The organism is Cryobacterium sp., from assembly GCF_025463825.1.
GTDB lineage: Bacteria > Actinomycetota > Actinomycetes > Actinomycetales > Microbacteriaceae > Cryobacterium.
On record NZ_JAODBG010000009.1, the window covers coordinates 21,307 to 40,521 of the forward strand.

Consider the following 19,215-nt stretch of genomic DNA (forward strand, 5'->3'; position numbering starts at 1 on the left):
ATCGTCACCCGACGTCGATCACCGCTATTAATTGGAGTCAGCCCATGTCCCGCACGAGAAGCTTCGCCCTCACCGCAACCGCCGTCGCCGGCATCGTCGCCCTGTCCGCCTGCTCCTCGGGAGCCGCCTCCAGCGATTCCGGCGAGGAACTGACGCCGTTCACCCTCGGCACCAACTCCTGGGTCGGCTACGGCCCCTGGTACATCGCCCAGGACCAGGGCTACCTGGAGGACGAGGGCATCGACCTGGAGATCCTCAACTACGACGAAAGCGACTACGTGGCGCTGGCCACGACCGGCCAGGTCGACGGCATCAACCACTCGATCAACGACTGGCTGGTCAACTATGACCAGCACAAGTTCGAGATGGTGCTGCTGGAAGACGTGAGCCTCACCGCCGACGCCATGATCGGCGGTGCCGGCGTGGACTCGGTGGCCGACCTGGTGGGCAAGGAGATCGCGTTCGGCGAAGGCGGCGTCAGCGCCCTGGTCTACTTCGATGCCCTCGCCAAGAACGGCATCGACCCCGACGATGTGACCACCGTCAACCTCGAGCCCGCGGATGCCGGCAACGCGCTGATCGCCGGCCAGGTGGACAGCGCCGTGACCTACGAGCCCTACGTGACCGCGGCCCTGACCGCCAACCCCGACTCCAAGATCATCTACTCCGCCGGCGAGACCCCCGGCCTGATCAGCGATGGCCTGTTCGTCTCGCCCGAGTACGCGGCCGAAAACCCCGAGGTCGTTGAAGGCCTCGCCGCGGCCTGGGAGAAGGCCGTTGCCTTCCTCGAGGAGAACCCGGATGAGGCGCAAAAGATCATCGGCGAAGCCACCGGAGTGCCGGAAGACCAGCGCGCGACCATGTTCGAGGGCCTGGACTTCTACACCCTGACCGACAGCGCCGACATGATGGCCGAAGGCGGGATGCTGGGCACCGACACCCTGCCGTCCATCCAGTCCGCCATGCTGGCCGCCGGCATCCTGGAGACCGAAACTGAGCTCGGGGACGACGCCGTGAACACCACGTTCATCACCTCGGTCCTCGATCGCTAACCAAGGGACACACACCGTGAGCAACACTCTGACCCACACCCGACCGGTGGCCGTCGAAACCGAAGGCCCCGGCAAGCCCCGCCGGCGGAAGCCCGCCGTGCTGCGGCTGGACGGAACGATCAACCGCACCCAGGGCCTGGTTCTCTCCCTCGCCGGCTTCGCCCTCATCCTGCTGATCTGGGCCGCCGTCTCCGCCGCCGGCGTCATGAACGAGGCCCTGTTGCCCAGCCCGGCCGGCGTCGTCGGCCGCCTGGGCGAGCAGCTCGCCAACGGCGAGATCTGGGGTGACATCGGGGTGTCGTTCATGCGCATCATCGCGGCCTTCCTCCTGGCCGCTGTGATGGCGATCCCGCTCGGGATCCTTATGGCCCGCATCCGCTTCTTCGAGGCGCTGCTGGTGCCGTTGTCGGAATTCATCCGCTACATGCCCGTCGTGGCCTTCGTGCCACTGTCGATCGTGTGGTTCGGCGCCGAGGAATCGCAAAAACTCTTCATCATCTGGATGGGTACGTTCTTCGCCCTCGTCCTGATGGTCGTCGACGACGTGCGCAGGGTTCCGCGGGAGCTTGTGGAGATCGGCCGCACCTTCGGCATGAGCGACTCCCGGGTGCTGCGGCGCATCGTCTGGCGCGGCGCCCTGCCCGGCATCTGGGATTCGCTGCGACTGGCGATGGGCTGGTGCTGGACCTGGCTGCTCGTGAGCGAGGTCGTGGCGGCCAGCTCGGGGCTCGGCTACCGGATCAACCTGGCCAAGCGCTACCTCGACACCGAGCTGATCATCGGTTACATCATCGTGCTGGGCCTGCTCGGACTCATCATCGACCAGCTGCTGCGCCTCGCCGGCAAGCGACTGTTCAAGTACCTCGGAAAGGGCCGCTCATGAGCCTGGAATTCTCGAACCTCGGCGTGCGCTTCGGCACCGAGAAGAACCCGTTCTGGGCCGTGCGCAGCGCCGACCTCACTATCGCCGACAACGAGTTCGTGTCGGTCGTGGGAACCAGCGGCTGCGGCAAGAGCACGCTGCTCTCCGTCGCGGCGGGCCTGCAGGACAAGTCCGAGGGCGTGGCGCTGATCAACGGCCACCCCATCGATGGCCCGGGCCGCGACCGCGGGGTCGTCTTCCAGAGCTACACCCTGCTGCCCTGGCTGACCGCCGCCGAGAACATCGAGTTTGCCCTGCGCGAGGTCGGCGTCGCCAAGAAGGAGCGCAAGGACCGCACCGCGGAGATGCTCAACGCCGTGGGCCTGTCCGCGTTCGCGGACCGTTACCCGGCCGAGCTGTCCGGCGGCATGCGCCAGCGGGTGGCGATCGCACGGGTGCTGTCGTACCGGCCGACCACGCTGCTGATGGACGAACCGTTCGGCGCACTCGACGCGCTCACCCGCCAGCTCATGCAGGAACTGCTGGTCACCATCTGGGAGCAGACCCCGATGACGGTGCTGTTCATCACCCACGACATCCACGAGGCCGTCTTCCTGTCGGACCGCGTGGTCGTGATGACGAACAAGCCTGGCCGGGTCAAAGCCGAGATCCCGATCGAGCTGCCCCGCCCCCGCACCCACGAGATGGTGCGCAGCAGCGAGTTCGTGGCGCTGCAGGAAGAGGTGCTCGGCCACATCCGCGCCGAGACCCTGCAGGTGGAGCACCTCGTCTAAGCCCGCGCCTGTGTGTGTCCGGGCGGGTTACGGTGGGCGAGAGCGGCGGGACCTTTTCCCTGCCGCGCGAGCGCAGGAGGAACCCGGATGCTGTCTACCAACCCGATCAGCGACAGCTTCACCCGGGTGCATGATGCGGTGCACGCCTGCCTGGTCGGCGCCGGACCCGCGCTACTGGGCTTTCGGGCAGACGTCGAGGCGAACACCATCGCGTGGCTGGCCTGGCACCTCACCCGCGTGCAGGACGGCCACATCGCCGACCTGATGGGGGAGCCGCAGCTGTGGGCATCCGCCGGCTGGCAGAACCGTGTCAACCTGCCGTTCTCCGCATCGGCGACGGGCTACGGCCAGAGCCCGGCCGATGTGGCCAGTGTGCGCGCCGGCGCCGACCTGCTGCTCGGCTACCTCGACGTGGTCCACGAGCGCACCCTCGGGTACCTGGGCACACTGCTCGAGGACGACTTCAGCCGGATCGTCGACACCCGCTGGACCCGCCCGTGACCGTGGCGGTGCGTCTGGTTAGCGTGATCCCCGACGACCTGGAGCACGCCGGCCAGGCCGCCTTCGTGCGGGGACTGGCGCTGCGGGCCGGCCTGCACTGAGCGTCGGGTGGATGCGCCGGGGGACGACCCGGTTAGGCTCGGTTCAGCACCTTTACCCTGGAGAGCACGTGGCCCACTCGTACCCGCTGTATGTGAACGTGCTGGCACAGTGCTTCTGCTGCCGGTCGTTGCAACCGTTCCATTTCACCTCGGCGACCGACCAAGTGGTGTGCGGCCACTGCCTGCGGCACCTCGGTGCGGAAAAGGCCGAGCAGCGCGACGCCGACCACGTCCAACTGTGGCTGGGCCAGTTCGCCGAGCTGCAGGAGAGCCTGCGCGACGTCACCGCGACGACCACGGCGACGATCAGCGAGCGGGACGACGAGATCGCGGCGCTCGCCGCGCAGGTCGCCGAACTCACCGGCATCGTGGCCGGCCGGTTCGACCGCGGCCCCGATGCGGCCCTGCGCGGGCTGCTGGAGACCGAGGTGCTCAAGCGCGCCGAGCGCAAGGCCGAGCTGGGCCAGCGCCGCACGGATGCCGCGATGGCCGTGCTCTGGCAGATCGACCGGCTGCACCGGGTGAGCCCTGCGGACCCGCAGCACTGCGGTTGCGGCAAGTCGGCGGCGAAGTGTGCCGAGGCTCGCGCGCTGAACCCGCTGCGCCAGGCGCTGGGCGACTGGGAAACGAAGAACCGGAAGCTGCACGCCGCCGGCCAACGGCACGCGCTGCCCGCCGGCCACCCCGACCTGGCCTGACCCGCGCACTCGCTCCCCGCGCATCCAGTCTGGGCGGGTCAGGCCTGGGGGCGGGCCGCCGAGGACTGGCCGGGGTCGCGGGCGCCCAGGGCTGAGGAACCGGGGCTGGGCGTCAGGCCGAGGCGGCGCACGATCTCGGCGGCCTCCTCGGCGGGCTTCCGGCCGGCGTCGATGGTGATCGCGTTCTCGTCGGGCTCCGGCGGCTCGAGGGTCGACACCTGCGAGTCCAGCAGTGAGGTAGGCATGTAGTGGTCGTGCCGGGTGGCCAGGCGCCTCCCGATCAGGTCTTTCGAGCCCGTCAGGTGCACGAAGACCACATTATGCTCGCGCAGCACGTCCCGGTAGCGACGCTTGAGCGCGGAGCAGGTGATGATGCCGGGCACGCCCGCCAGGGTGTGCTCGATGATCCACGACGAGATGGTTTCGAGCCAGGGGGCGCGGTCGTCGTCGTCGAGCGGCTCGCCGGCGGACATCTTGTCGATGTTCTCCTGCGGGTGCAGGTCGTCGCCCTCCTCGAGGTCCCAGCCGAGCTGGCCGGCCAGGAGGCCCGCGACGGTTGACTTGCCCGAGCCGGAGATGCCCATGACCACGAGCACGGGCTGCTGGGTGTCGTGCATCAGATCACCACGTTCAGGAGCAGGACGCCGGCTAGGCCGGTCACCGAGATCAGGCATTCCATCACCGTCCAGGACTTCAGGGTCTGCGGGACGTCGGTACCGAGATACTCCTTGACCAGCCAGAAGCCCGCGTCGTTGACGTGCGAGAGGAACAGCGAGCCGGCACCGATGGCCAGGACCATGAGGGACACCTCCGTGGTTCCCAGGCTGGCGGCGACCGGGGCGAGGATGCCCGCGGCCGTCACGGTGGCGACGGTGGCGGAACCGGTGGCGATGCGCACGAGCGCGGCCACCACCCAGGCGAGCACGAGGACCGAGATGCTCGACCCGTTGACGGCGTCGGCGATGACGGTTCCGATGCCGGTGTCGATGAGTACCTGCTTGAACCCGCCACCGGCACCGACGATGAGCAGGATGCCGGCGATCGGGGGCAGCGAGTCCCCGAGCGACTTCGACACCGCGGCGCGGTCCATGCCGCCGCCGCGGCCGTAGACGACCATCGCGTAGATCACGGCGAGACCGAGCGCGATCATCGGGGTGCCGAGGAAGTCCAGGGTGGCGTTGAGCGGGTCGGTGGAGTTGGGGTTGATGGCGTCGGCGATCGAGCGTGCCAGCATCAGCACTACGGGCAACAGGATACCGGTGATCGTGGCGAGAAAGCTGGGGCGTTTGATGTTCTCGTCGAGGCCCTGGTCGGCGGCAGTGATGAACATTTCCGGCACGGGTACGCTCACCCAGCGGCTGGCGAGCTTGGCGAACAGCGGGCCGGCGATGATCACCGTGGGGATGGCGATGAGCACGCCGATCGCGAGAGTGAGGCCGAGGTTGGCGTTCAGGGTGGTGACGGCCACGAGGGGGCCGGGGTGCGGCGGTACGAGGCCGTGCATGACCGACAGGCCGGCCAAGGCCGGGATGGCGATGCGGATGAGGGACTGGCCGCTGCGGCGGGCGACGAGAATGATCACGGGGATGAGCAGCACCAGGCCGACCTCGAAGAACATCGGCAGGCCGATGAGGCTTCCGATCAGCGCCATGGTCCACGGCAGGGTGCGGATGCTGGAGCGGCTCACCAGGGCGTCGACGATACGATCGGCCCCGCCTGAGTCAGCCAGCAGCTTGCCGAACATGGCACCGAAGCCCACGAGCACGCCCACGCCGGCCATGGTGGAGCCGAAGCCCGCGCCGAAGCTGATGACCGCGTCGTTCGGGACCATTCCGGCACCGATGCCCACGCCGACGGCACCGATCGACAGGGCCAGGAACGGGTGCACCTTGAGCCAGGTGATCAGCACGATGATCACCGTGACGCCGATGACGGCGGCAAGGACGAGCTGCAGGGTGCTGCCGGCGGGAACCACCGGTTCCACCGCCTGAATCGCTTGGGTCACAGTCATCTCGAAGTCCATTCCGAGGCAGCGTCCCTGCGACCTCTTCGTCAGTGGTGAAGCACGGAGAACACCCTTGAACCGTAGATACGGCATAGTGAAGGGAGGAACTCGTGATCTGATTAATCTGATTAATCGGATTTATGAAGTGTTACACACCCCGAGCGTGCGGTCAACCACCGCCGGGTGACAGGGCGCGATGACGCGCCTGGAGGCCTCGATGCGGCGGATGCCGCATCGGCAGAGTGAGGGTATGGCGGATGGCTGCGGGTAACGAAAGCTGGCGCGACCGGGGCTTGCATGCGCAGGTGGTCAACGCCCTCGGCCAGGAGATCGTGGACGGTCGATACGCTCCCGGCGACATCCTCAACCTCGACCGGCTCAGCGATCGATTCACCGTGTCGCGGTCGGTGCTGCGCGAGGCCGTGCGGGTGCTGCAGTCACTCGGCATGGTCGAACCCCGCCAGCGGGTGGGCACGCAGGTGTTGCCGCGTCAGTCCTGGGACCTGTTCAGCCCCCAGATCATCCACTGGCGCGGCCTCGGCGACTACTTCACCCAGATGCGCGAGATGCTCGAGGTGCGCCTGGGCATCGAACCGGTGGCGGCGCGGCTCAGCTCCCGCCTCATGTCGGATGCCGAGCGCCAGGCCGTCTCGCGGGCGGCAGCCACCATGGTGGCCGCCGACCTGGCGCGGGACGGCCGGACCTACCTCGAGGCCGACGTCGAGTTCCACACCCTCATCCTGCAGGGTGCCCGCAACGCCGTGATGGCGCACTTTGCGAGCACGGTCGAGGCGCTGCTGCGCACCCGCGAGCAGGAGAAGCGCTTCACCATCACCGAGTACACGCCGCCATCCGCCCACCGCCACAACGATCTGGCGGAGGCCATCGTGGCGGGAGACGAGGACGCCGCGTACCGCTTCTCCTATGCCACCATCGATGCCACGCTCACCGAATTCGTGCAGGAGTCATCCGGCGCCGCTGCGGACGAGGTGCGATGAGCGGGCCCCGGCGGAATAATCTGCCCCCGCCCGCAACTTTCACCTGTCATGCGGCGACATGACATTTTGCCCGGGTGGCCGCGGAAGAAAAAAATGGGATCGTCATGACCGTGCCTGCCACCACCACCACGCCACCGGATGCGGCCGCCGCCCTGCAGAGCTGGCACGCGGCACGGTTCCGGGCCGTGACCTCCGCCACCGGTAATCTCGCCCTCGTGGAGACCCGCTGGCTGCCGGCCGGAACCGACCCGGCCGCCGAATTCGCAACGGCCCTGGCCGCAGCGCCGGCTACCGTCACCGTCACCACTTTGAGCCGCCGGAACGTCGACACCGGTGAACCGGAACATGGGTTGCGCTTCTGGGACTCGGCTTCGCCCGCAATCCAGGCGTTCGACACGATCTCGGCCTTCGATTACAACCCGGACTGGGTGATCGAGGCGCTGTTCACGCCCGTCGCCACCGGGCGCACGATTCCGTTCGAGCACATCCGCGACAACGGCGGCAGCCGTGACCTGGTGGTTCCCGGCGACATCACCTTCAGCCGAGACGGCGTCGACTACTCCCTCAGCGCGTTCGACGATGACGGCACCCTCCTCCTCGTCTTCGGCGACGCGACGAACCGGCGAAGCGGCGAGACCGCGACGTACTCGTCCGGCCGGTTCCTCTTCGTGCGGCGCTCCGGCGACGGTGCCGCCGGTTTCGGCGACGCCGGACCGGTGACCCTCGACTTCAACCGGGCTTTCGTGCCGCCGTGCGGATTCTCGGTGCAGTACAACTGCCCACTTCCGCCGGCGCAAAACCGGTTCGCGGGCGCCATCGAAGCGGGCGAACGCGAGGTCGTATTCACCGGCGGGTTCGACATCTACGCCCTCTAGCTCTTCTCGACAGCATCAGCAGCCCAGTACTCACAGCGCCCAGGAGCACCATGAAAAAGCACATCGGATTCGTCGCGCTCGGCCTCGCAGCGTCGCTATTGCTCGCCGGCTGCGCGACCGGGGCCGACTCGTCCTCGTCCGCGGCTGACGCGACCATCGAGATCGGTTCCCTCTACGAACCCTCCAACCTCAGCAACTTCGGCGGCGGCGGCCAGGGCGTCACCGAGGCGTTCAACGGCAACGTCTACGAGGGCCTCTACCAGCTCACCGACGACGGCAGTGTGGAGCCGCTGCTCGCCGAGAGCAACACGGTGAGCGATGACGGCCTCACCTATACCTTCAGCCTGCAGGACGGCGTGACCTTCCACTCCGGAAAGGCACTCACGTCGACCGACGTCAAGGCCAGCATCGAGGCCGTGCTCTCCGACGACTCGCAGTCGGCCCGCAAGAGCAGCTTCGGGGCGATCACGAGTATCGAGACCCCGGACGAGAGCACCGTCGTGGTCACCCTGGCGGAGCGCTCGATCTCCTTCATCTACAACCTCAGCTACATCTGGATCATCAACGCCGACGCCACGGACCTGGAGACCACCGAAGACGGCACCGGCCCGTACGTGCTCGACGAGTGGAAGCGCGGCAGCTCGCTCGCGCTGACCCGCTTCGACGACTACTGGGGCGACGCCGCGGCCAACGCCGAGGTTGTCTTTAATTACTTCACCGACGCCACCGCGCTCAGCAATGCCCTGCTCACGGGCGAGGTTGACATCGTCACCAGCGTGCAGAGCCCGGACGCGCTCTCCCAATTCAGCGACAACGCCGACTACGTCGTCAACGACGGGGACTCCACCACCAAGGAGATCCTGGTGTTCAACGACCGCGTGGCACCGTTCGACAACGTCGACGTGCGCAAAGCGATCTACTCGGCCATCGACACCACCAAGCTGCTGAACTCGATCTGGGGCGACTACGGCACCCTGATCGGCTCCATGGTGCCGCCGACAGACCCCTGGTACGAAGACCTCACCGAGGTGAATCCCTACGACCCCGACCTGGCCAAGCAGCTACTGGCCTCCGGCGGCCAGCCGGACGGCTTCGAGTTCACCCTGGACACCCCCAGCTACGACCCGCACCCCGTGGTCGCCGAGTTCGTGAAGAGCGAACTGGCCAAGGTGGGCATCACCGTGAACATCAACACGATCAGCGCCGACGAGTGGTACACCAAGGTCTACAAGGCGCAGGACTTCACGGCGACGCTGCAGGAGCACGTGAACGACCGCGACGTGGTCTGGTACGGCAACCCCGACTTCTACTGGGGCTACAACAACCCGGACGTGACCCAGTGGGTGGCCGAAGCCGAAGCATCCGCCACGACCGACGAGCAGACCGCCAAGCTCAAGCAGGTGAACGAACAGATCGCCCAGGATGCGGCGAGCGTGTGGCTGTACCTCTATCCGCAGATCGTCGTGGCCTCCAGTGATGTGAGCGGATACCCGGTGAACGGGCTCAACTCGCAGTTCTACGCCTACGACATCGCGCTGAAGTAACCATCGAGGCCGGCCCCATCGGGGGCTAGCCTTGAGGTCGCATGACTTCCTACCTGCTGCGCCGGAGTGCGTTCCTCCTGGTGTCCTTCGTCATCGCCATGATGGCCATCTTCGTGCTGCTCCGGCTGTTGCCCGGCGACCCGTCGAACGCACTGCTCTCGGTGACGGCGACGCCGGAGCAGATCGCGGCAGCGCAGGCGCAGGTGGGCGCGGACCGGCCGGTGCTCGAGCAGTTCCTCGCCTGGTTCGCCCAGCTCACCCGGTTCGACCTGGGCGAATCGTTCATCAGCTCGTTGCCGGTCTGGCCGGAGATCGCGGCCAGGCTCACGGTCACCGTTCCGCTCACGCTGATGGCCTTCGCTCTGGCTCTCGTGATTTCCCTGGTGGCTGGGGTCGTCGCCGCGATCAAGGCCGACCGGTGGTACGGCATCCTGATCTCCGCCATCTCGCAGCTCGGCGTTGCCGTGCCCGTCTTCTGGGTCGGCATCCTGATGGTGAGCGTGTTCTCGGTGGGGCTGCGCTGGCTGCCGTCCAGCGGGTTCCCCCGCGACGACTGGGCCGACCCGGCGGACGCGCTGCGCTCGCTCACGCTGCCCGTCATCACCGTTGCGCTGGTGATGAGCGCCTCGCTCACCCGGTACGTGCGCTCGGCCACCCTCGACGTGGTGGGCAGCGACTACCTGCGCTCGGCCAGGGCCCAGGGCTCCGGCTACACCGAGGCGCTCTGGCGGCACGGCCTGCGCAACGGCGCGGTTCCCGTCATCTCGATCCTCGGCATCGAGCTGGCCACCACCTTCCTCGGCGCCGTGGTCGTGGAGAGCGTTTTTGGGCTGCCGGGCCTCGGCAGCATGCTGCTCAAGGCCATCGAGCAGCATGACTACCCGAACATCCAGGGGGTGCTCTTCGTGAGCACCCTGGTGGTGCTCGTGATCGGCTTCCTCGCGGACGTGGCGCAACGCCTCATCGATCCACGCTTGCGCGTGAGTATCTCGGGCAACCGATGAGCGCCGTTGTGTCCGCCCTAGCGGTCGTCGCCCCGGCCCGCCGCCGGTCCTGGACACTCGTCGCCGGTCTGGTCCTGGTGGGCGCCGTCGTGCTGGTGGCCGTGATCTCCCTGGTCTGGCTGCCCTACGCCCCCGCGGACACGACGGGGACCAGGCTGGAGGGGCCGAGCCTCGCGCACTGGATCGGCACGGACAAGCTCGGCCGCGACCTCGCGACACAGCTCATGAGCGGCGCCCGCATCGCGCTCCTGGTGGGCCTGAGCTCAGTCGCCGTCGGCGCCGTCATCGGCATCACCGTCGGCCTGGTCGCCGCGTTCGCCGAGTCCTGGCTGGACGATTCCATTTCCGCCGCGCTCGACGTCGTGATCGCGTTCCCCGTGCTGCTGCTCGCGATGCTCATCGTCGCGGCCCAGGGTGCCTCGCTCGGCTCGGTCATCGTGGCGATCGGGCTGGCGATGTCCGCCGTCGTCGCCCGGCTCACCCGGGTGCTCACCAAGCGGGTGCTCGGCGAACAGTACGTCACGGCTGCGCGCACCTCCGGAACCCGCTGGCCGGGAATCGTGGCGCGGCACATCCTGCCCAACATCTGGCCGACGCTCAGCGTCAACCTTGCCTTGCAGTTCGGCGTCGCGGTGCTCGCGGAGGCCAGCCTGTCGTACCTCGGCCTCGGCGCCCCGCCGCCCAACGCCTCCTGGGGCCGGCTGCTGCAGGAGGCCCAGGGCACCGTCGTGACCGCGCCGCTCGGGGCGATCGCGCCCGGCATTGCGCTGATCATGCTCGTGATCGGCGTCAACTTCATCGCCGACGGCCTGCGGGACGTCGCCGACCCCGCCAGGAAGGGACGCCGATGACCCTGCTGTCCGTCACCTCGCTCGGCGTGCAGACCGCCGCCGGTCGACCGCTCGTGAGCGACCTCAGCTTCGAGCTGGCTGCGGGAGCGCGCCTGGGCCTGATCGGCGAGTCCGGTTCCGGAAAGTCGGTGACGAGCCTCGCGGTCACCGGGCTGCTCGGCGCGGGGCTGGTCGCCACGGGCAGCGTGCACCTGGACGGTGTGGAAGTGGTCGGCGCTGCAGAACGAGCGCTGGTGCCGCTGCGCGGCCGGGTAGCATCCGTCGTCTTTCAGGAACCGCTCACGGCGCTCGATCCGCTCATGCGGATCGGCCGGCAACTGGCCGAGCCCATCGCCAGGCATCGCGGCTTGCGCGGGGCCGCCCTGCGCGCCGCGGTGGCCGAGGCGCTCGACGAGGTGAGCCTCGACGAGAAGCGCATCGCGCGGGCGTATCCGCACGAGATCTCCGGCGGCCAACGCCAACGGGCGGCCATCGCCATCGCGCTCGGCAGCCGACCCCGGCTGCTCATCGCCGACGAGCCGACGACGGCGCTCGACGTGACGGTGCAGGCGCAGATCCTCCGGCTGCTCGACGACCTCGTGGATGCCCGCGGCATGGCACTGCTCTTCATCAGCCACGACCTCGCGGTGGTGTCGGCGATGACCCGCGAGGTCCTGGTCATGTCATCGGGTGTGGCGGTCGAGCGCGGATCCATCGAGCGCGTGTTGTCCGCGCCGGCGGACCCGTATACCGCCCAACTCGTGCGGAGCGCCCGCGCCCTCGATGGAATGCTGGGGGAGCGATGATCCTCGAACTGCAGAACGTGTCCTACCGCTACCGCACGGGGACCCTCGCCCTCGACGACGTGTCCATCGCGGTCAGGGACGGCCAGAGCGTCGGCCTCGTCGGTGAATCGGGCAGCGGCAAGTCCACCATCGTGCGGCTGATGCTCGCGCTGGCCAAGCCGACCGCCGGCGCGGTCCTGTTCGAGGGGGAGCCGATCGTGCCCACGCGGCTGCGCCGGTTCCGGGCGGCGGTGCAGACGGTGTTCCAGGATCCGTACTCCTCTCTGGACCCGCGGCAGAATATCGAGAGCATTGTGGCCGAACCGCTGCGCTCACTCGGCATCGCGCGCGGCGCCGATGCGCGCACCCTGGTGGCGGAATCCCTCGCCGCGGTGGGGCTGCCCGCGGATGCGCTCACCCGGTTCCCGCACGAGTTCTCCGGCGGGCAGCGCCAGCGAATCGCGATCGCCCGCGCCACGGTCTGCCGCCCCAAACTTCTGGTCGCCGATGAGCCGGTGAGCGCGCTGGATGTGACCACGCGCATCCAGGTGATCGACCTGCTCGCCGAATTGCGCGCCTCTACCGGCCTGGCGATCCTGATGGTGTCGCACGACCTGAGCGCGGTGGCGGCGCTGTGCGACAAGACCGTGGTGCTGAACGCGGGCCGCGTCGTCGAGTCGGGCTCGACCGCGGGCATCCTGGCGACACCGCGCGAAGACTACACCCGCCGCCTGGTCAGCGCCGTGCCCCGCCTGCCCGCCACCTGATCCGCCCCGACCCCGATCGCTGTCTCGTTCTGCGGACAGGGCCGCCGGGTCAGCCTCCCCGGCGGATGATCTTACTGCAGGCCGTCGACCGACACCAGGCCGTCGTGGCGGCGCCCGTCGAAGATGATGGTGGGGATCTTGATCGTGTCGATGTCGTCTTCGACGATCGCCTTGTTGGCCGCGATGACCTCCGTGACGGCGTCGGAACCGGTCTCGGCCACGACCACGTCGATCTGTTCGTCGGACAGGCCGAACTCGCCCAGCCAGTCGGTCAGGGTGGCGGTGGTTTCGACGGCGGTCATCGCGTTGATGGTGTCTTGCCAGGGCAGCCCGGTCTCCGCCTTCTCGGTGAAGATGCGGGAGAGGATCTGCCAGTCGACCGGGGTCTCTGCGCCCTCCAGGGGGTGCAGCCGGAGCGCCTCGAGGTACTGGGTCACCAACAGCGAGTTGGGGAACTTGTAGCCGTCGGTTCCGTTGATCGGGTAGGCGATGTAGGTGAGGTTGTAGTCGGACTCGAAGCCGGATTCCTCAATGTTCAGGAACAACGCCCGGCAGAAGGTGCAGCCGGGGTCGATGACCTCGAGCGCGGTCGGGTTCGCGGCGTCTTCGGTGAGGTAGCTGGCGTTGGCGGGCAGATAGTCTTCGGCCCGCCAGGTCTGGAACCGGGCCGGGATGGCGGCGAAGGTCTCGCCGAGGCTGGCGAACTCGTTGCCGAACGCGCCGAGCACGTCGAAGGAGGCGATCGATTCCACGAAGCCCGGCGTCTCATCCGGGATCGAGCAGGCCTCGGCGCCCAGGGTGCAGGATGCGGAGTCCTGCTTGTTGCAGGTGCCGTACACGTAGAGGTTCACGGCGCTCTTGACCACCGTGTAGCCCGACCAGATGGTGGTGAGGATGACGAGGACCGCGAGGATCTCCAGCGTGATGCCGGCCGGGCGCACCAGGCCGGGGCGGCGGGCGGCGATCGGGGCGAGCAGGTGGTCCTTGATGTCCTGCTTGAAGGTGGTGTCACACGGCCGGAAGGTGACCCGGCGCCAGGCGCAGTTCCAAGCCGTGCCGACGTAGCGCCGGTACCGGGCCGAGAAGGCGGCCATGACGACCAGGACGATGAAGGCGGCGATGCAGAACACTAGGAGAGGCCTTTCATCAGCCGGGCGAGGGCCTGCGTGGCCGTGTCGATGTCCGACGCGGTGGAGTGCAGGCCGAGGGAGAAACGCAGCAGCGGGGGCAGCCCGAGCTGCTGCTTGAGGTAGTGGTGGGCGCAGAAATAGCCGCTGCGCACGGAAACCTTCGAGTGCGAGAGGAACACCGCGAGCCGGTGCGAGTCCTGCCTGGGCGCGTAGAGGCTGATCACCGGGCTGGGCTCATGGTTGAGCAGCGAGAGCCCGGGAATCTCGGCGAGACCGTCGAAGAGGCGGGTCGAGAGCCCTGCGAGGTGCCGGGCGGGCGCCTGTCCGCCGGGGCGGACGGTGCCGAGCCAGTCGATCGCCCGGCCGAGCGCGATGATTTCGCCCCAGGCCTGCAGGCCCGGTTCGAGCAGCGCGCCCGGGTCGCCCTGCACGAGGTCGAAGTCCTCTTCGCGCACGTCCTGCACCATGCCGCCGCCCACGAAGCCGAGGTCGAGGGAGGAGAGCAGCTCGTGCCGGGCGACGACGACACCGAGGCTGGCGCCGTACATCTTGTGGGCGGAGAAGCAGACGGCATCCGCGTCGGTCTTCTGCAGCAGGGCGCGGCTGTGACCCATCGCCTGGGCGGCGTCAAGGATGACGATGCCGCCGCGGGCGTGGGTGTCGCTCACGAGTTGGGCGAGGTTGGTGAGCTGCCGTCCGTCGACGTTGGAGGCCACGTTGACCACGACGACGGCGCGTTCCAGCTGGCCGGCGTCGTAGAGCAGGGCCCCATCGGCGGCCCGGACCAGGACCAGGCGTTCGACGCCCAGCCGCCGGGCGGCCGTGATGGTGGGCAGGAACACCGAGTTGTGCTCGATGGAGCTGGTCACGATGCGGCCGAACCGGCCCTGTGGCAGCTGCTGCAACAGCAGGTTGAGGCCGTAGGTGGTGTTGAGGGTGAACGACACCGCGTACTGCTTGGCCGAGAGCCCCAGGAGGTTCAACACCGCCTTGCGGGTGTCGGCGACCCGGGCGTCGACCTTCTGGCCCCAGGCGTACTTCACCCGCCCGCCGCAGGCGTTGTAGGTCGTGTAGTAATCGATGAGGGCGTCGATCACCGGCTGCGGGCGGAGGCTCTGGCAGGCGGCGTCGAGATAGATCTCGCCGGGCTCGAGGTAGGCGAAGTCATCGGGCCTGCCCGCGGACGGCGGCGCGTCGACGGCCCGGCTGAACAGAGTGCTGCGTTTCATGAATCTCGCCTCCCGGCTCAGCTTAGAATCGGCGCTGAGCCGGGAATGGGGCCTTAGGTCCCGTCCGGCCGGGGTGCGGGTCCTTTACACAGCTGACTCCAAGCGTTCGGCGAGGTAGGGCGCCGTGCGGCTGTGCGGATGCGCCGCGACGGCGGCAGGGGTACCCTCCGCCACGATGCGCCCGCCGGCGCTGCCGCCGGCGGGGCCGAGGTCGATGACCCAATCGGCGGCCGCGACCACGCCCATGTCGTGCTCCACCACGACCACGGTGTTGCCGGCGTCGACGAGTCGGCCCAGCTGGGTCATCAGCAGGTCCACGTCGGCCGGGTGCAGACCCGTGGTGGGCTCGTCGAGCAGGTACAGGGTGTGCCCGCGCCGGGCGCGCTGCAGCTCGGTGGCCAGCTTGATGCGCTGCGCCTCGCCGCCGGAGAGCTCGGTGGCGGGCTGGCCGAGGCGCAGGTAGCCCAGGCCCACCTCGCGCAGGGTCGCCAGGCTGCGGGCGGCGCTGGGTACGTCGGCGAGGAAGTCGGCGGCCGCGTTGACGGTGAGTCCGAGCACGTCGGCCACCGACTTTCCGTTGTAGAGGACCGCGAGTGTTTCCGCGTTGTAGCGGGAGCCGCCGCAGGCGGGGCAGGGGGCGTAGCTGCCGGGCAGGAAGAGTAGTTCGACGGCGACAAACCCTTCGCCCTGGCAGGTGTCGCAGCGGCCGCCGACCACGTTGAAGGAGAACCGGCCGGCCCCGAAACCGGCGGCCCTGGCCGCATCCGTGGCCGCAAACGTGGAGCGCACGGCGTCGAACAGCCCCGTGTAGGTCGCGAGGTTCGAGCGCGGGGTGCGGCCGATCGGGTTCTGGTCGACGCGCACCAACCGGTCGATGGCGCCGGCGCCGGTGATCGACTCGACAATGGTCGTGGCCCGGTCGGTGCCGGTATCCTCCTCGTCGGTGGACTGTTCCACGCTGCCGCTTTCGGTGCCGGTGCCGCCGGCGGGCACTGCGTCGACCGAGCCCTGGCGCAGCTCCCGGCTCACGGCATCCGCCAGCACCCGGCTCACCAGGGTGGACTTGCCGGAGCCCGAGACACCGGTGACCGCGGTGAAGACACCGAGCGGCACCGACACGTCGAGGTCGACCAGGTTGTGCCGGGTGACGCCCGCCAGGGCCAGCCACGCGGCCGGCTCCCGGCGGGTGGGTGCGGCCGAGTCGGCAGCGGTCGGGAAGAGGTAGTCACGGGTGACGGAAGCGTCGATCTCGGCCAGGCCGGCCACCGGGCCGCTGTAGAGCACCTCGCCACCGCCGTCGCCGGCCCGCGGACCCACGTCGACGAGCCAGTCGGCGCGACGCACCACGTCCATGTTGTGCTCGACCACGAAGACCGAGTTACCGGATGCCTTAAGTTGTTCGAGCACCACGAGCAACGGTTCGGCGTCGGCCGGGTGCAGCCCGGCGGAGGGCTCGTCGAGCACATAGATCACCCCGAACAGGCCGCTGCGCAGCTGGGTCGCGATGCGCAGGCGCTGCATCTCGCCGGGGGAGAGGGTGGGGGTGGCCCGGTTCAGGCTGAGGTAGCCCAGGCCCAGATCAATGAGCACCTCGAGGCGGCGCACCAGGTCGCCGGCCACGGTCACGGCCACCTCGGTGACCTCGCCGGACTGCGCGGAGCGGTGCGAGCCCGTCGCGCCCACGAGTTCGGCCGTGGGCCGCAGCACGTCGGCGAGTTCAGCGAGCGTCAGGGCGTTGAGTTCGTTGATGGGCCGGCCGGCGAAGAGTACGGCGAGGGCCTCCTTTTTGAGACCGCTGCCGCCGCAGAGGCGGCAGGGACCGGTCTCCACGAAAGCGAGTACCTTCTGGCGCATCTGGGCGCTCTTCGAATCGTTCAGGGTGTGCATGACGAAGCTCTTGGCGCTCCAGAACCGGCCCTTGTATGGCTTGGCCACCCGGTCCCGCTGCGGGGTGACCTCCACCACTGGTTGCTCCTCGGTATAGAGGAGCCAGTCGCGCGATTCGCGGGGAAGGGAGGACCAGGGTGCGTCGATGTCGTGACCGAGACCGGCGGTCACGTCGCGCAGGTTCTTGCCCTGCCAGGCGCCCGGCCAGGCCGCGATGGCGCCATCCCGGATGCTCAGGGTGGGGTCGGGCACCAGCAACGGTTCGGTGACCGTGTGCGAGATGCCCAAGCCGTGGCACTCGGGGCAGGCGCCGGTCGCGGTGTTGGGGGAGAAGGCGTCGGAGTCCAGGCGCAGGTCGGAGCCGGCCGGGTAGGTGCCGGCGCGGGAGTAGAGCATCCGCATCGAGTTGGAGAGGGTTGTGACCGTGCCGACCGACGAGCGCGAGCTGGGCGAGCCGCGGCGCTGCTGAAGCGCGACGGCCGGTGGCAGGCCGGTGATGAGGTCTACATGCGGGGTGTGGCCCTGCTGGATGAGGCGGCGGGCGTAGGGTGCCACGGATTCGAAAAATCGGCGCTGCGCCTCAGCGAAGATGGTGCCGAACGCCAGGGAGGACTTGCCGGATCCGGAAACCCCGGTGAAAGCCACAATCGCGTCGCGCGGCACCTCCACGTTCACGTCGCGCAGGTTGTTCTCGCGGGCGCCGCGCACACGCACGAAGCCGTCGGCTCCCGGGTGGGTGTCGGGGGAGGTGCTGGTGGGGTCGCTAAGGGGTGGGGCGTCGACAGAGTTCGGCATCCGAACGACTCTAGTTCGACTCCCTGACATTCGGTCCATGTTGAAGGCGCGTATCGTGGAGAAGTTGATCCCCGAAAGGCCCCGCTCAGATGCGACGCACCATGTTCAAGTCCAAGATCCACCGCGCCACGGTGACGCACTCCGCCCTGCACTACGTGGGGTCATTGACGGTCGACCTCGACCTGCTCGATGCCGCCGACCTGCTGCCCGGTGAGCTGGTGAGCATCGTGAACGTCAACAACGGCGCCCGCTTCGAGACGTACCTGATCGCGGGCGAGCGCGGCAGCGGCGTGGTCGGCGTCAACGGCGCCGCCGCGCGGATGGCGCATGAGGGTGACCTGGTGATCATCATCTCCTACGCCCAGATGGGCACGAAGAAGGCTCGGGCCTACGTGCCCACCGTGGTGCACGTCGATGCGCAGAACCACCCGGTGTTCATCGGAAGCGATCCGGCCGAAGCTGTCGGCGACGACGTGCAGCGGCCGCCTTTGGCTGTCTGACCCGTTCGGCTGAGCACTGTCGCTCGGCCGGCGAGACCGCTAGCGTGAGCCCATGGAAATCAGGTTCCGGGGCGAGATCTGGTACTGGCGTGGGCCGTCGCCCTTTCACTTCGTGACCGTGACAGCAGACGAGAGCGCCGTAATCGCCGAACGTGCGCCGGCCGTCAGCTATGGCTGGGGCATGATCCCGGTCACCGTCCGCATCGGGAGCACCGATACGACGACATCGTTGTGGCCCAAGGACGGCGGCTACATCGTTCCGCTCAAGAAGTCGCTCAGAGTGAGTGAAGGGCTCGAGCTCGGCGACGTCGTCGAGGTCAACCTGCTGATCTCCGCCTAGGGACGCCTGCGCGAGAAGCGCCAGGGAAGCCCCTCGGTTCCACTATTTTCGATGGCTGCCTTCGGGCTGAGAGGGCCGGTAATCGCGCTGAAAAAAGTTCTCCACAGCCGTCCTTTTCGCAACACAAAGGTACGACACCGGGCTACATTGTCTGCATGTCCACCTTCGCAGACACTTCCGCCCCCGGCACTCCGCCTGGACCGGTTGTGCCCGCAGATTCACTGGTCGCCGCGGTCGAAGCCGTTGAACATTTGGGGGCGTGCAGTACCGACTACGACACCCTCTCGGATGCGGAGTTGCTGGCCGGTCAGCGGGAGCTGGCCCGGCTGGGTCACCTGGTCGAAACCCGGCAGACCTGGATGGCCAAAGCCCTCGCGCACCGCTCCCGGCCCGAGCTGGGCCAGCAGGGCCTGGCGGCGCAGCAGGGGTTCCTCGGCCCGGCCGAGTTGATCCAGGACCTGACCGGTTCCACCCGGCAGGACGCCCGCAAGCTCGTCGACGTCGGGAGGATGCTCGCC

Annotated in this window: 19 protein-coding genes and 1 pseudogene; 15 read left to right on the plus strand and 5 right to left on the minus strand. The window is 68.5% G+C overall.

Annotated features, from left to right (window positions below):
- The first annotated feature begins 44 nt into the window (after positions 1–44).
- The 5 genes from JWP54_RS00845 (at position 45) to JWP54_RS00865 (ending at position 4,008) form a co-directional block, all read left to right on the plus strand.
- Positions 45–1,052, plus strand: a complete 1,008-nt coding sequence (locus JWP54_RS00845; protein WP_297366293.1) for an ABC transporter substrate-binding protein — start codon at positions 45–47, stop codon at positions 1,050–1,052.
- 16 nt (positions 1,053–1,068) lie between these two features.
- Entirely contained in the window at positions 1,069–1,935 is an 867-nt protein-coding gene (locus JWP54_RS00850; protein ID WP_297366294.1) for an ABC transporter permease, read from the plus strand.
- On the plus strand, positions 1,932–2,708 hold the full coding sequence (locus JWP54_RS00855; protein ID WP_297366295.1) for an ABC transporter ATP-binding protein: 777 nt from the start codon (positions 1,932–1,934) through the stop codon (positions 2,706–2,708). The genes JWP54_RS00850 and JWP54_RS00855 overlap by 4 nt, the downstream gene beginning before the upstream one ends.
- Before the next feature lie 87 nt (positions 2,709–2,795).
- Positions 2,796–3,209: a DinB family protein gene (locus JWP54_RS00860; protein WP_297366296.1), complete on the plus strand. Its 414-nt coding sequence runs from the start codon at positions 2,796–2,798 to the stop codon at positions 3,207–3,209.
- Positions 3,210–3,378: 169 nt separating this feature from the next.
- Positions 3,379–4,008 (plus strand): hypothetical protein, encoded by a 630-nt coding sequence (locus JWP54_RS00865; RefSeq protein ID WP_297366297.1) that lies wholly within the window; start codon positions 3,379–3,381, stop codon positions 4,006–4,008.
- A 38-nt stretch (positions 4,009–4,046) separates the two neighbouring features.
- On the opposite strand, the gene JWP54_RS00870 is transcribed toward JWP54_RS00865, so the two are convergent.
- The gene (locus tag JWP54_RS00870) at positions 4,047–4,625 is read right to left on the minus strand and encodes a gluconokinase (RefSeq protein ID WP_297366298.1); all 579 of its coding nucleotides are present in this window, start codon (positions 4,623–4,625) and stop codon (positions 4,047–4,049) included.
- Positions 4,625–6,019 carry a GntP family permease gene (locus JWP54_RS00875; RefSeq protein ID WP_297366299.1) on the minus strand — a complete coding sequence of 465 codons (1,395 nt, stop codon included), beginning with the start codon at positions 6,017–6,019 and terminating at the stop codon, positions 4,625–4,627. Before JWP54_RS00875 ends, JWP54_RS00870 begins: the two co-directional genes overlap by 1 nt.
- Positions 6,020–6,270: 251 nt before the next feature.
- On the opposite strand from JWP54_RS00875, the gene JWP54_RS00880 reads away from it, so the two are divergent.
- From JWP54_RS00880 to JWP54_RS00910, 7 genes are all read left to right on the plus strand, one after another.
- Positions 6,271–7,011, plus strand: coding sequence for a FadR/GntR family transcriptional regulator (locus tag JWP54_RS00880; RefSeq protein WP_297366300.1), 741 nt, complete (start codon positions 6,271–6,273; stop codon positions 7,009–7,011).
- Between the two features lie 104 nt (positions 7,012–7,115).
- A complete protein-coding gene (locus JWP54_RS00885; RefSeq protein WP_297366301.1) occupies positions 7,116–7,886 on the plus strand; it encodes a DUF1684 domain-containing protein in 771 nt (256 codons plus the stop codon).
- Positions 7,887–7,936: 50 nt separating this feature from the next.
- Positions 7,937–9,430, plus strand: coding sequence for an ABC transporter substrate-binding protein (locus tag JWP54_RS00890; protein ID WP_297366302.1), 1,494 nt, complete (start codon positions 7,937–7,939; stop codon positions 9,428–9,430).
- Between the two features lie 41 nt (positions 9,431–9,471).
- Positions 9,472–10,434, plus strand: a complete 963-nt coding sequence (locus JWP54_RS00895) for an ABC transporter permease (protein ID WP_297366303.1) — start codon at positions 9,472–9,474, stop codon at positions 10,432–10,434.
- A gap of 8 nt (positions 10,435–10,442) precedes the next feature.
- Positions 10,443–11,285 (plus strand): ABC transporter permease, encoded by an 843-nt coding sequence (locus JWP54_RS00900; RefSeq protein WP_297366304.1) that lies wholly within the window; start codon positions 10,443–10,445, stop codon positions 11,283–11,285.
- Complete coding sequence (locus JWP54_RS00905; RefSeq protein ID WP_297366305.1) at positions 11,282–12,070, plus strand: ABC transporter ATP-binding protein; 789 nt, start codon at positions 11,282–11,284, stop codon at positions 12,068–12,070. The genes JWP54_RS00900 and JWP54_RS00905 overlap by 4 nt, the downstream gene beginning before the upstream one ends.
- The gene (locus tag JWP54_RS00910; RefSeq protein WP_297366306.1) at positions 12,067–12,816 is read left to right on the plus strand and encodes an ABC transporter ATP-binding protein; all 750 of its coding nucleotides are present in this window, start codon (positions 12,067–12,069) and stop codon (positions 12,814–12,816) included. Before JWP54_RS00905 ends, JWP54_RS00910 begins: the two co-directional genes overlap by 4 nt.
- A gap of 71 nt (positions 12,817–12,887) precedes the next feature.
- Here the strand turns inward: JWP54_RS00910 and JWP54_RS00915 are convergent, their stop codons facing one another.
- From JWP54_RS00915 to JWP54_RS00925, 3 genes are all read right to left on the minus strand, one after another.
- Positions 12,888–13,946: a hypothetical protein gene (locus JWP54_RS00915; protein ID WP_297366307.1), complete on the minus strand. Its 1,059-nt coding sequence runs from the start codon at positions 13,944–13,946 to the stop codon at positions 12,888–12,890.
- Positions 13,946–15,175 carry an aminotransferase class V-fold PLP-dependent enzyme gene (locus tag JWP54_RS00920; RefSeq protein WP_297366308.1) on the minus strand — a complete coding sequence of 410 codons (1,230 nt, stop codon included), beginning with the start codon at positions 15,173–15,175 and terminating at the stop codon, positions 13,946–13,948. The genes JWP54_RS00915 and JWP54_RS00920 overlap by 1 nt, the downstream gene beginning before the upstream one ends.
- A gap of 84 nt (positions 15,176–15,259) precedes the next feature.
- The gene (locus JWP54_RS00925; protein ID WP_297366309.1) at positions 15,260–17,857 is read right to left on the minus strand and encodes an excinuclease ABC subunit UvrA; all 2,598 of its coding nucleotides are present in this window, start codon (positions 17,855–17,857) and stop codon (positions 15,260–15,262) included.
- Between the two features lie 89 nt (positions 17,858–17,946).
- On the opposite strand from JWP54_RS00925, the gene panD reads away from it, so the two are divergent.
- The 3 genes and pseudogenes from panD to JWP54_RS00940 all read left to right on the plus strand — a co-directional run.
- Positions 17,947–18,357, plus strand: coding sequence for an aspartate 1-decarboxylase (gene panD, locus JWP54_RS00930; RefSeq protein WP_297366310.1), 411 nt, complete (start codon positions 17,947–17,949; stop codon positions 18,355–18,357).
- 52 nt (positions 18,358–18,409) lie between these two features.
- Positions 18,410–18,697 carry a DUF1905 domain-containing protein gene (locus JWP54_RS00935; RefSeq protein WP_297366311.1) on the plus strand — a complete coding sequence of 96 codons (288 nt, stop codon included), beginning with the start codon at positions 18,410–18,412 and terminating at the stop codon, positions 18,695–18,697.
- Between the two features lie 155 nt (positions 18,698–18,852).
- Positions 18,853–19,215: pseudogene (locus tag JWP54_RS00940) on the plus strand (hypothetical protein); the annotation flags it as partial.